The organism is Bacillus sp. XF8, from assembly GCF_017498755.1.
GTDB lineage: Bacteria > Bacillota > Bacilli > Bacillales > Bacillaceae_G > Bacillus_A > Bacillus_A bingmayongensis.
The window spans coordinates 126,366-139,036 of record NZ_JAGDQK010000003.1; the positions used below are offsets into that span (position 1 = coordinate 126,366).

Annotated in this window: 11 protein-coding genes and 1 pseudogene; all 12 read right to left on the minus strand. The window is 36.2% G+C overall.

Translation table 11 applies throughout. The features are described 5' to 3' along the window. Nucleotides 1–39: 39 nt before the first annotated feature. The 12 genes and pseudogenes from sigG to mraY all read right to left on the minus strand — a co-directional run bounded on the left by sigG (nucleotide 40) and on the right by mraY (nucleotide 12,671). A complete protein-coding gene (gene sigG / locus J4P91_RS03820) occupies nucleotides 40–819 on the minus strand; it encodes an RNA polymerase sporulation sigma factor SigG (RefSeq protein WP_017151185.1) in 780 nt (259 codons plus the stop codon). 171 nt (nucleotides 820–990) lie between these two features. Further along, the gene (gene sigE, locus J4P91_RS03825) at nucleotides 991–1,710 is read right to left on the minus strand and encodes an RNA polymerase sporulation sigma factor SigE (protein ID WP_017151184.1); all 720 of its coding nucleotides are present in this window, start codon (nucleotides 1,708–1,710) and stop codon (nucleotides 991–993) included. Between the two features lie 19 nt (nucleotides 1,711–1,729). Continuing rightward, nucleotides 1,730–2,647: a sigma-E processing peptidase SpoIIGA gene (spoIIGA, locus tag J4P91_RS03830; RefSeq protein ID WP_207993014.1), complete on the minus strand. Its 918-nt coding sequence runs from the start codon at nucleotides 2,645–2,647 to the stop codon at nucleotides 1,730–1,732. A 403-nt stretch (nucleotides 2,648–3,050) separates the two neighbouring features. Then, nucleotides 3,051–4,208, minus strand: a complete 1,158-nt coding sequence (gene ftsZ / locus J4P91_RS03835; RefSeq protein WP_017151182.1) for a cell division protein FtsZ — start codon at nucleotides 4,206–4,208, stop codon at nucleotides 3,051–3,053. A 39-nt stretch (nucleotides 4,209–4,247) separates the two neighbouring features. Then, nucleotides 4,248–5,549, minus strand: a complete 1,302-nt coding sequence (gene ftsA / locus J4P91_RS03840) for a cell division protein FtsA (RefSeq protein ID WP_207993015.1) — start codon at nucleotides 5,547–5,549, stop codon at nucleotides 4,248–4,250. 158 nt (nucleotides 5,550–5,707) lie between these two features. Beyond that, nucleotides 5,708–5,824 (minus strand): annotated as a pseudogene (locus J4P91_RS28740) (DUF1290 domain-containing protein); the annotation flags it as partial. A gap of 124 nt (nucleotides 5,825–5,948) precedes the next feature. Beyond that, the gene (locus J4P91_RS03850; RefSeq protein WP_207993016.1) at nucleotides 5,949–6,719 is read right to left on the minus strand and encodes a cell division protein FtsQ/DivIB; all 771 of its coding nucleotides are present in this window, start codon (nucleotides 6,717–6,719) and stop codon (nucleotides 5,949–5,951) included. A 98-nt stretch (nucleotides 6,720–6,817) separates the two neighbouring features. After that, nucleotides 6,818–7,723 (minus strand): UDP-N-acetylmuramate dehydrogenase, encoded by a 906-nt coding sequence (gene murB / locus J4P91_RS03855; protein ID WP_207993017.1) that lies wholly within the window; start codon nucleotides 7,721–7,723, stop codon nucleotides 6,818–6,820. Nucleotides 7,724–7,773: 50 nt separating this feature from the next. Continuing rightward, nucleotides 7,774–8,877 carry an undecaprenyldiphospho-muramoylpentapeptide beta-N-acetylglucosaminyltransferase gene (murG, locus tag J4P91_RS03860; protein WP_207993018.1) on the minus strand — a complete coding sequence of 368 codons (1,104 nt, stop codon included), beginning with the start codon at nucleotides 8,875–8,877 and terminating at the stop codon, nucleotides 7,774–7,776. Nucleotides 8,878–9,161: 284 nt separating this feature from the next. Then, nucleotides 9,162–10,253, minus strand: coding sequence for a stage V sporulation protein E (gene spoVE / locus J4P91_RS03865; protein WP_026049171.1), 1,092 nt, complete (start codon nucleotides 10,251–10,253; stop codon nucleotides 9,162–9,164). 90 nt (nucleotides 10,254–10,343) lie between these two features. Further along, nucleotides 10,344–11,696: a UDP-N-acetylmuramoyl-L-alanine--D-glutamate ligase gene (gene murD / locus J4P91_RS03870; RefSeq protein ID WP_207993019.1), complete on the minus strand. Its 1,353-nt coding sequence runs from the start codon at nucleotides 11,694–11,696 to the stop codon at nucleotides 10,344–10,346. Then, on the minus strand, nucleotides 11,697–12,671 hold the full coding sequence (gene mraY / locus J4P91_RS03875; RefSeq protein WP_207993020.1) for a phospho-N-acetylmuramoyl-pentapeptide-transferase: 975 nt from the start codon (nucleotides 12,669–12,671) through the stop codon (nucleotides 11,697–11,699).

A 12,671-nucleotide genomic window follows, 5' to 3' on the forward strand; every position in this document is an offset into this window, starting at 1 on the left:
TCATGCACATAAAAAGGTCTCATCTAAAATGATGAGACCTTATCCTTGAATTGTTTTATTCATTTGTTTAATTGCTGATTTTTCAAGGCGCGATACTTGCGCTTGTGAAATTCCAATTTCTTCGGCAACTTCCATTTGTGTTTTCCCTTGAAAAAAACGTTTTCGAATAATCATTTTTTCGCGATCATTTAATCGTTTCATTCCTTCTTTCAACGCCAATTCTTCCACCCATTGCTCGTCCCTTTGTTTCTCATCACTTAGTTGATCCATTACAAAAATAGGATCGCCCCCATCATTATAGATTGGTTCAAATAGTGATACTGGATCTTGAATGGCATCAAGTGCAAAAACGATTTCTTCATGTGTCACTTCAAGTACTTTTGCAATATCCATCGCTGTCGGCTCTTTTGAATTTTCAGCAATAAGCTTTTCTCTTACCTGTAATGCTTTATACGCGATATCTCGCAGTGAACGAGAGACGCGAATTGGATTGTTATCACGCAAATATCTACGGATTTCCCCAATAATCATTGGCACAGCATATGTTGAAAATTTAACATTTTGGCTTAAGTCAAAGTTATCAATGGATTTCATAAGTCCAATGCAGCCGACTTGAAATAAATCATCAACAAATTCTCCCCTGTTGTTAAATCGCTGAATGACGCTCAGTACAAGACGTAAGTTTCCATTTACTAATTTCTCTCTTGCGCTTATCTCTCCACTTTGCATTTCTCGGAATAATTTACGCATCTCTTCATTTTTTAGTACTGGAAGTTTAGCTGTATCAACACCGCAAATTTCTACTTTGTTTCTCGTCAAAGTGTTCCCTCCTATCGGGAGTTGCTGTACAGTGTAAAGTATCTCCTTTGGAGGGAATTTTATGCATACCGTTTTTTTAGTACTTTCAAATAAAAAATACAATAAAACCAATCGGAATACCGATTGGTTTTATATACTCTCCTTGATAACACAAGCTTTTCAAGCGCCACTTTATACCATTTTATTAAATTCTTTTCGAAGCCTTTTTATAATTCTCTTTTCAAGTCGAGAAATGTAAGACTGTGAAATCCCTAGCATATCCGCCACATCTTTTTGTGTTTTTTCTTCTTCCCCCGCAAGTCCAAAGCGGAGTTCCATAATTTGTTTTTCACGATCATTTAATTGGTGTAGTGCTTTCATAAGAAGATGTCTGTCTACAGTAGCCTCTAAGTCTTTTGTAATAATATCATCATCCGTACCAAGAACATCTGATAGTAACAATTCATTCCCATCCCAATCAATGTTTAATGGCTCATCAAATGACACTTCTGAACGATTTTTATTATTTCTACGTAAATGCATTAAAATTTCATTTTCTATACAACGTGATGCATAAGTTGCTAGTTTTATTTTCTTTTCAGGATTAAATGTATTCACAGCCTTAATAAGACCAATTGTTCCAATACTAATTAAATCCTCAATATTAATTCCTGTATTTTCAAATTTACGGGCTATATACACAACAAGCCGTAAGTTACGCTCAATGAGCAATGATCGTGCGGCTTGATCACCTTTGGGCAATTTATTGAGGAGTACTTCTTCTTCCTCTTTTGTCAAAGGCGGTGGCAACGCCTCACTTCCACCAATATAGTAAATTTCATCGGTCTTAATTCCAAGTTTCAACAATACTTTATACCAAAGATATATGAAATAAAATTTTATTTTCGCCATATTCTCCCACCTCTCATAATTAAGCGATTGTCACTTTTGGTGATATCAACATTTTTGGATGTATAATACATTGATACTCTCCATTTGTAGACAATTGCTGTGTATTTAAACCGATTAATACTTTGTTTACGATCATATCGCTTCCTTCATGATGAATTTGAACAACATCTGGCTTAATTGCCCACAAAAACTGATGATCAACTCCTACCGCTCGGAAAGGAATTAAGCGTAGTCTCGTTGCCCAACCTGAATCATTTTCTGGTATTTGCGGAATCTCTGTTTTTGAATAAATCTGTTCTGTTAACCATGTTGGTAAACAATGCTCTAATGATGAAATATGCATAATCATAACTGGTGTTTTCGTTAAAGGGTCATAAAGCTGATTTCCACTATCAATTAAGCCATCTAGTTTAATTTCATTTTCAACGAGTCTAATATTCACTTGCACAATTTGGTCATAATGAATCTTAGTCACTTCCACAGTTTCAATACGTTTTTTGGAAAAGTAATAAATAATCGGAAATCCTAAAATCACAAACATCCAGCTTACTGGATCACCATAAGAAATTGCTTTCGCCTGAACTAATCCATCTACCATTTCATTCGTTTGTAGGAAAAAATGAGTTCCAATTAACCCTCCTCCTACCATAAATGTTACAAAATAAAAAGTGAAAACAGTCTGTGTATAATCTCTAAAAGTAGAAAATCCAAATGCTGTATACACAATAAGTAGCGAGTACACTAGTTTCATAATTGGGTGTGTCATCATAGAAGCAAAAGGAGTAAAGGCAAAAATAACAATTGTAGAACCTATAAATGCTCCTAGCACAAGCCTCCATCTTTTGATCTTCTTTTTCAACACAGTTGCTGTCAATAAAAGTAAAAGAAAATCAATGCAGGCGTTTAACAACCAAACAACGTCGGCGTAAACAACCAAACAATTCACCTCTTTTTTTAAGTTGAGACTAGTATAAAGCATATCCAATGGGAAAGTGTGTCAATTTACGGAGGGGTTTTTTTGTTATTTTGTGGTTTCTAGACATAATCTGTCGTGGGATATATAGTGATTCTTTTATTGCTTTCTAAAAGTTTACTATTTACAAATAGCAGGATGATATAAAGTGAAACTTTAATCAGTGGGGGTTTTCTTCATCCCTCACTGATTATTAGCCCTCACCATCGGGCTTTTACGGGCAGCCCGCCCCCCACCTAACTTCTTTGCTTTCGCTGAATTTTGAGGTGGGGGTCTTACTGCCCTCAAATAGCGGGATAAATACTCACATTAATATTTAAGGATGTTAAATATAAAAAAAGAAAGGAGCCATAAGCTCCCTTCTTTTTTATCGTCTACGACGGTTACGTAAAAATGCTGGAATATCGATATCATCTGAATCTGTATTACGCTCATGCACAACAGGCTCTTCACGTTTCACTTCGCGTTTTACTTCACGTTGTTTTGGTGGTTGAGCTGTTGGTTGTTGCTGTTGAGCGTGATTTGTAGTTGCCACTGGACGTACAAATGGTTTTGGTGGCTGAACTGTAACACTATCATCAAAACCAGTTGCAATTACAGTAACAACAATTTCATCTTTTAAACTCTCATTAATTACAGAGCCGAAAATCATATTTACTTCTGGGTCTGAAGCCGAAGCAACGATATCTGCCGCTTCTTGCACTTCATATAAACTTAAGTTTGTGCCCCCAGTAATATTCATAAGAACACCTTGCGCACCATCGATAGATGTTTCTAATAATGGACTAGAAATCGCGCGTTTTGCCGCTTCTGCTGCACGGTTTTCACCAGTTCCAACACCAATACCCATTAACGCAGAACCTTTGTTAGACATAATTGTTTTTACGTCTGCAAAGTCTAAGTTAATGAGACCAGGTGTAGCAATTAAATCTGAAATACCTTGTACACCTTGTCGTAATACGTTATCCGCTTCACGGAACGCTTCAAGCATTGGTGTATTTTTATCTACAATTTCTAAAATACGATCATTCGGTATAACAATGATTGTATCTACATTATCTTTAAATGCTGCAATCCCAGATATAGCCTGCGTTGCACGTTTGCGACCTTCAAATGTAAATGGGCGTGTTACAACACCAACTGTTAACGCACCTAGCTCCTTTGCGATTTGTGCGATAACTGGAGCTGCACCCGTACCAGTTCCACCGCCCATACCAGCTGTTACAAAGACCATATCTGCACCGCGAAGTGCTTCCTGGATTTGTTCTTTACTTTCTTCAGCGGCTTTTTTCCCTACTTCAGGGTTTGCGCCGGCACCAAGTCCACGCGTTAATTTCCCGCCAATTTGCATTTTTGTTTCAGCTTTTGATAAATTTAATGCTTGCGCATCAGTATTCACAGCGATGAAATCTACACCTTGTACACCATGCTCAATCATACGGTTTACAGCGTTATTTCCGCCACCACCGACACCGATAACTTTTATGCTCGCTAATTGATCTTGAGTAGTATCAAACTCTAACATGTCGAAATCCCCCTAGAACCTCATTTTTCGTGTGCAATTTTAATCCCATAAATAGCGGAATACACGTTTTACTTTTGACATCATACGCTCATTGTCTTCATTATTTTTGCTTTGCTTACGAGTTGTTTGCTTTGCAGGTTGTTGCTGTACCGGCATTGGTGCTGGTACTGGTTCAAAATGTTCTTCCTTTTCCTGAACATTTTTTCCGCGCAATTTCGCTTTTTGATAAGAATGTTTAATTAATCCAACCCCAATTGTATACTGCGGTTCACGAACGCCAATATAATCTGGAGTTGCTATACGAACATTTTCATGTAAAATATCATATGCAAGATCAAGAACACCCGGCATAGAAGCAATGCCTCCAGTAAATACATAACCCGACGCTACTTGTTTTACTCCTAGCTTCCGGACCTCTTCCTGAACAAACATCAAAATTTCCTCTACACGTGCCTCAATAATATCAGATAACTCTAGTTGTGAATATTGTTCTGTTTGATCGCTTCCCATAATAGGAACCGTAAACATCTCTTCTTCAGATGCAGTATCATAAAAAGCATGTCCATATTTCAGCTTAATTTGATCCGCATTTTCAGTTGAAGTTTTAAGTCCTATAGCAATATCCTTCGTTATATGATCTCCACCTAAAGGCAATACACTTGTTGCTTGTAACTCTCCATCTTGAAAAATTGATAAAGTTGTAGATCCTCCGCCAATATCAACAAGAGCTACACCTCTGTTTTTTTCATCAGAAGATAAAGCAACCGTCGCAGCTGCTAAAGGTTGCAGACAAATATCAACAATTTCAAGGCCCGCTTTTTCTACACAGCGTAGTAAATTATGTAGTAACGTTCTTGAACCTGTAATTAATGTGCCTTCCATTTCTAATCTTACACCGATCATCCCGCGTGGATCGTTAATCTCATCAAGACCGTCTACAATGAACTGTCGAGGCACCACATCAATAAATTCACGTTCAGGAGCAATTGATACAACTTGTGCTGCATCCAGAACGCGTAAGACATCTTCATTTCCAATTTCACGATCTTCATTTGAAACAGCGACAACTCCGTGACAAGGAAGAAGCTGCACCTGATTTGCATTCACACCTACAACAACTTGTTCAATGTGAATTCCCACCATACGCTCAGCTTGTTCAATTGCTTTTTTAATTGATCGAACAGTTTCGTCTATGTCAACTATGGAGCCCTTTTTCAAACCATTTGATTTTACGTTTCCAACACCAATAATGTTTAAGCCGTCATTAACCATTTCACCAATGATGACTTTAACATTGGATGTACCGATGTCAAGACTAACATATATTTCATTGCTGTTCATTCTTTGGCACCTCCTTCTTTATTTATACCATACAAGTCAATATATGGAACAACAATCGCAGCTTTACTATTTATAAGAAAAATATTCAACGTCTTTATGCGTTTCCCTTTTTTAACCCTGTATTTTTCTTATTTTTATTTAACATTCACTTATTGATATTACAGTAACCTGTGAATGACTGCTTTATTTTGAAATAACTCTATTTCAAATGCAAAGATTACCGCCAAATATAAGTCTACACTAAGATGTACTCGTAGAAAAGCTAAACTTATACCAATCCTAATATGAATCGAAGAAAATCTAGATAATTTCACCAAATTGATTCTAATTGTAATGAAATTTACACATAGAAGAACACACTTGTCATTATTGTATTTAAAAAGAAATAAAACTACTACTCTACTGCTTTTCCTCTTCACTATCCAAATATTTGAAGTATGCCCCTACTTCTAAATCAATTAGAGCTTTTCTACCAGACTCTATATTCTTTATAATAAGTGGATAATTTCCCATACGCTCTGCAAAATCTTGTATCGTTGTACTCACTTCATAGCCTTCATTCATATATAGAGTAAGATGATCTTCATTTGAATCCGTTGGAGCATAATGAATTTCAGAAATAGACCGGATAATCGTCGGAGTTAACTTTTCTAGTTCTTCAATTAACTCTTTCATTTTTTCTTCTTTAAATGGTTCAAAAATCGGGGCTGCGACAGGTAACTTTCCGTTTGGTAGTACATCAAGTGTTTTACCATTTTCTAAAAGCGGTTGTAATTTCCCACCTTTGTTTATATAGCCTATCGTTACATACTCTTCAATGTGAATGTCAATTTTATTCGGAAAACGCTTTTTGACATTCACTTTTTTAATTTCTTTTCGTTTTGTTAAATTCTTTTCTGCCTTATGTGCCGTCACTCGAAAATAACTCGTTTCATATGTAACTCCAGATTCCTTCATGACTTGTGCATCTGTCATATAATGATTCCCTAGAACACTTATCTTTTTTATATTACTAAGTGGAGACCGAAAATAAATTAAAAAAAGTACTAGTAAAAATAAAATCGATACATATAAAATTAATCTCTGATTGACAGGTTTTTTATTCCTTTTCTTTTGATTCTTTAGTTTTGGTACACGATCTTGTAGTTTAATCACTTTACTATTTTTCATGTACGATCCCCCTATGTAACATAAAGAACGGCATGTTACGCATGCCGTTCTTATCTTCTTATTATACCATAAATGATAATGAGCGGAACAAATAACAGCTATCTTCCAATGATTTCTACTTCTGTATGCATATCTACATCAAATTTTTCTTTAATTGTTTTTTTAACAAATGCAATTAAATCCAGTACATCTTGCGCTGACGCAAATCCTGCATTGACAATAAAGTTTCCATGCATTTCAGAAATTTTCGCACCACCGATTTGATGTCCACGTAGGCCCGCTTTTTCCACTAGATCTCCAGCGAAATTGGGTAGTGGATTTCTAAATATACTACCAGCACAAGGATGGTTCCATGGCTGAGTTTCACGACGATAGTCTTTATTCTTTTGCATTATACCTACTATTTCTTCACGATTTCCTGCTTTTAACTGCAATTCCGCTTCTACTACAATGCCAGGACGCTTTGTTTGTAGAACAGAAGTACGATAAGAAAATCCCATCTCCTCTTTTGTTAACCACTTCATTGTACCATCTTCAAACATAATGCGCGCTCTCATTAAAATTTCTGACATATCTGATTTATGTGCACCTGCATTCATATATACTGCTCCACCGACACTTCCTGGGATACCACTAGCAAATTCTAATCCAGCTAGACCTTGGCGACTAAGTAATGTTGACAACTTAATAAGAGGATATCCTCCTCCAACTCTTACAGTAGTTCCTTCTACTTCTAAGTGATCTAATCCTTCTCCTAAACGAATTACAACACCTTCAATACCTTTATCAGATACTAGAAGATTAGACCCACGTCCAATTGCTGTCCACTTTGTGTGATACTTCTTTACTAAATCTAAAGTCTTTTCCACACCACTCACACTACTTGGCACGATTAGAATATCAGCTGGCCCACCTATTTTCATAGTTGTATAACGAGCTAACGCTTCATTTTCTAACACTTTACCAACTTCTGCTTCGATAAGTTCCTTTGCTAATTGTTTCATGATGATCTCCCCCATATTAAATCTCCGTATTACAGTAGTATGCAGGGCATTCACCTAACGTTATTTTGTACAAGTTTTTTCATTACTTCAAATAACTTATTTGCTGCATCCGGAACTCCTAACTGCGTAGCAGCTAATTTCATATTTTGTAATGTTTGTGTATTTAATAGAATTTCATCAATATCATGAAGAAGGGTTTCAGCAGTTAAATCTTTTTCAAGAAGCATTTTTGCTGCCCCCTTATCGACAACTGATCTCGCGTTTTTCTCTTGATGATTATTAGTCACATAAGGACTTGGAATTAAAATACTTGGTTTTCCTAACGCTGTTAACTCTGCTAACGTTGTAGCACCAGCACGTGAAACGACAAGATCCACACCAGTAAGTACCTCTGGCATATTATGAATAAATGGTTTAATGATTACATTATTCGGATTCCCTTTTTGTTTCACAGCCTCCATGACTTTATCATAATGTACTTCACCTGTGATATACAATACTTCATAATTTTTGTTACCAAATTGTTCAATTGCTGCCACAAATGCATCATTAATCGGTCTTGCTCCGCGACTCCCACCAAAAATAAGCACAGACTTTTTAGAAAGAGATAATTCAACAGAACGCTTCCCTTTCATGCCATTTTGATTCATTACTTCTGATGCACGCGGATTTCCTGTCATTACAACTTTCGACTTTGGAAAATGTTCAGCTGCCGCTTCAAAACAAACAGCTACCTTATCCACATAGCGACTTAAAAATTTATTCGTTACACCAGGCACACTATTTTGTTCGTGTACAATTGTTGGAATTCCTAATTTCGCTGCCGCATAAACGACTGGACCACATACATAGCCTCCTGTCCCAATTACAACATCTGGGTTGAAACGTCGAATATATCGTTTACTATCTTGCACACCTTTTAGAAAACGCATCACTGTTTTTACATTATCAAGAGATATTTTTCGTTTAAATCCACTAATGACAATGGATTGAAATGGTATACCTGCTTTTGGAACAATTGTACTTTCTAGTCCATTTTCCGTACCAATGTATAAAAATCTTGCTTCAGGGTGTAGTTTTTTTATTTCTCTAATTAACGCAAGAGCTGGATATATATGACCTCCTGTGCCACCACCACTAACTAATACTCGCACTACAAATTCCTCCGCTTCTCTATTCTAAATTCAAATTTATATATTCATAATATATTTTCCGTTATATATCCATTTTGATTTTCCGACACATAATTCCCGGCTATGAAAATAAAAAAGAATCTCCACTCATTTTCTCCCTTTGTTTCCACATAGCATGGGGCTAAAAAGCACTGACCGCTTCTATGTTCGGCCGGACGCTCTCTCCCACTTAAATATTAGGCTTTATGTCGTTTTTTCAATCTGTATTTATATACACACGAAAAACCCTGTCTTATAAACAGGGTTTAGTAGCGAGAATGACGACTTATATTCAATAATACGCCAACTGCCATTAGCATTAAGGTCAAACTCGACCCACCATAACTTAAAAATGGCAAAGTAATTCCTGTAACAGGCATTAGTCCTGTTACAACACCAACATTAATCATCACTTGAATCGCAATCATCGCCACAATACCTACTGCCAAAAACGTACCATATAAATCAGGCGCTCCTAATGCTATACGAATCCCACGCCATAATAACAGACTAAATAATAATAACACAAACGACCCACCAATAAAACCTAATTCTTCAGATAAAATCGCAAAAATAAAGTCAGTTTGTGGCTCGGGTAAATAAAAAAATTTTTGTCTACTTTGTCCAAGTCCAAGTCCAAACAAACCACCAGGCCCGATCGCAAGTAACGATTGAATAATCTGAAATCCACTCCCGAGTGGGTCTGACCATGGATCCAAATAAGAGGTAATCCGTTTCATTCGATATGGTGCCGATGCAATTAATCCAACAAACCCTGCTACTCCTATTAGCCCCAACATCGAAAAATGAAAAACACGCGCTCCTGAGATAAAAATCATTATGATACATGTCCCAACCATTACTGTTCCGGTCCCAAGATCTGGTTGTAACATAATCATTCCAAATGCAACAAAAACAAAACTAAGCGCAGGAAGTAGCCCCTTTTTAAAAGATGTAATCAATTTTTGCCTTTCTGCTAAAAATTTTGCTAAAAAAATAATCATTGCAAATTTCATAAATTCTGACGGTTGAATCGAAAATGCTCCAATTCCAATCCAGCTTCTTGCTCCCCCCCGAACAAGTCCAACTCCGGGGATTAAGACAAGAATGAGAAGGATAAAACAAATAAGCAAAATCACTTTCGAATAAGTACGCCATGTCCAGTAATCAATTTTCATAATAAAAAACATGGCAGCTACACCAAGTCCCGCAAATAACAGCTGTCGTTTTGCAAAAAAGAATGAATCACCCATCTTATAGGAAGCCCAGACAGCACTTGCACTGTAGACCATAATCATTCCAATTGTTAACAACAAAAGTGTAACGATAATTAAAATAAAATCAGGCGTTTTTTTCATTGGCAATGAGCACCACCTCTTTTGAAGAAGCTTTTTGGTTCTATGTAACAAAACATCAGTAGGTGTTAGCCTACTGATGTTTTGTTTACTTTATATAAGTTTATGCACAGCTTGTATAAAAATGTCTCCTCTTTCTTCAAATGTTTTAAATTGATCCCAGCTTGCACAAGCTGGAGAAAGAAGAATGACATCTCCAGCTGTAGAATGAGAATATGCTCTTTCTACAGCCTCTTCTAAATTATCGACAGTTTCAATGATATCTAATCCTGCTTTTTCCGCTGCCTTTACTAATTTTGATGCAGTTTGTCCATATGTCACAATCGCTTTTACATGTTCAAAATATGGAATTAAATCATCAAATTCATTCCCACGATCAAGACCACCCGCTAACAGAATAATAGGCTGTGTAAATGCCGATAACGCCTTTTCCGTTGCTAACATATTAGTTGCCTTTGAATCGTTATAAAACTTACGATTATTAATTGTTGTTACATATTCCAGGCGATGTTTTACACCTGTAAATCGTTTTAATACTAGGATAATTGCCTCATTTGCTACACCTAACAATTTAGCAATACTCATTGCTGCTAAAATGTTTTCTAAATTATGTTTACCTGGTAAAACGATGTCTTGGACCTCAACGATTTTCTCACCTTTAAAATAAAGAGCACCATCTTTAATACATGCACCATCTTCAATTACTTTCGTAGCTGAAAATAATACTTTTTGCCCTTTACTATTTGCTGATAAAGCCATCACATCTGCATCATCAGCATTAATTACACTATAGTCAGTTTCAGTTTGGTTTTTAAAAATATTCGCTTTTGCTAAACCATACTCTTTCTTTGTTTCATGATAATCCAAATGTGCTTCAAATAAATTTAAAAATGCTGCAATTTTCGGTTGGAATGATTCCACCCCCATTAACTGGAATGATGAAAGTTCTGTAACAACTACTTCATTTTCTTTCGCAAATTGTGCAACTTCACATGCTACAGTACCTATGTTTCCAGCAATAACAGGATGCTTTTGTCCTTCTTTTAACATTTCAAATGTTAGCATTGTCGTTGTTGTTTTTCCGTTAGATCCTGTAATTCCAACAAACGGGGCCGCTGAAATACGATACGCTAATTCCACTTCTGTTACAATTGGAATTTGTTTTTCTTTCGCTGCAACAAGTAATGGATTAGAATATGGAATCCCTGGATTTTTTACAACAAGTGAAATATTTCTTTCTAACAATTCTAGTGGATGTCCCCCGCATACAACGTCCATTCCTTTTGCTTGCAATTCTGCAGCTAATACATTATCAGCTAATGGTTTTCCGTCATTTACAATCACATTTGCACCTAAACTTTTTAATAAAGTTGCTGCTGCATAGCCACTTTTTGCAATACCTAATACAAGAATATTTTTATTTTGATAGTCAGTTACAGTTTTCAATTACATCCACACCCCGATATAAATTCCTAATACTGCCAATAAAAATCCTACAGACCAGAATGTTACAACAACACGCCACTCTGACCAGCCACATAATTCATAATGATGATGCAGTGGACTCATTTTAAAGACACGTTTTCCTGTCGTTTTAAATGAAATAACTTGAATAATAACAGATAATGTTTCCATTACAAATACGCCGCCAATTACAACAAGTAATAGTTCTTGTTTTAATAAAATGGCTACAGCGGCTATTGCACCACCTAAAGCAAGGGAGCCTGTATCTCCCATAAATACCTTAGCTGGATTTGCATTAAATACTAAAAATCCAAGTACCGCTCCGACAACTGCCATACAGAAAATAGCTACCGCATATTGGTTTTGCGCAACTGCAATAATGCCAAATGCTCCAAATGCAATTGCTGCTGTTCCTGATAATAATCCATCTAGACCATCCGTTAAATTGACTGCATTTGATCCACCAATAAGCATAAATAGTACAAGGATAAAATATGCCCAGTGTAAATCAAATTTAATATCGGTTCCTGGAATCATTAAATGTGTATCAAATCCCTGTCCTTTTGCGATTAGAAAGAATGCAATCGCAATAACTAACTGACCGATTAATTTTTGTTTTGATGTTAAACCAAGATTTCTTTTTTTAACTACTTTTATGTAGTCATCTAAAAACCCAATCAATCCATAGCCAAATGTAACTAATAACAATAATGATACTTCCGCACCTAAATGTTTAAATTTAATTGCCATGATAAGTGTTGTCACCATCATAGACACATAAATGACAATACCACCCATCGTTGGTGTTCCTGATTTCTTTTGATGTGATTTCGGTCCTTCATCACGAATACTCTGCCCAAACTTTAACTTACGTAAAAATGGAATAAACAATGGCGAAAGGGCAACTGAAATTAAGAACGCTACCCCAGCCGTTACTAATAAACCTTGTTCAAGCAC

Coding starts and splice junctions, on each gene's coding strand:
- murB (WP_207993017.1), bottom strand. CDS start 7,723: ATGAAACAATTAGCAAAGGAACTTATCGAAGCAGAAGTTGGTAAAGTG.
- ftsZ (WP_017151182.1), bottom strand. CDS start 4,208: ATGTTAGAGTTTGATACTACTCAAGATCAATTAGCGAGCATAAAAGTT.
- sigE (WP_017151184.1), bottom strand. CDS start 1,710: ATGGCGAAAATAAAATTTTATTTCATATATCTTTGGTATAAAGTATTG.
- ftsA (WP_207993015.1), bottom strand. CDS start 5,549: ATGAACAGCAATGAAATATATGTTAGTCTTGACATCGGTACATCCAAT.
- J4P91_RS03850 (WP_207993016.1), bottom strand. CDS start 6,719: ATGAAAAATAGTAAAGTGATTAAACTACAAGATCGTGTACCAAAACTA.
- spoVE (WP_026049171.1), bottom strand. CDS start 10,253: ATGAAAAAAACGCCTGATTTTATTTTAATTATCGTTACACTTTTGTTG.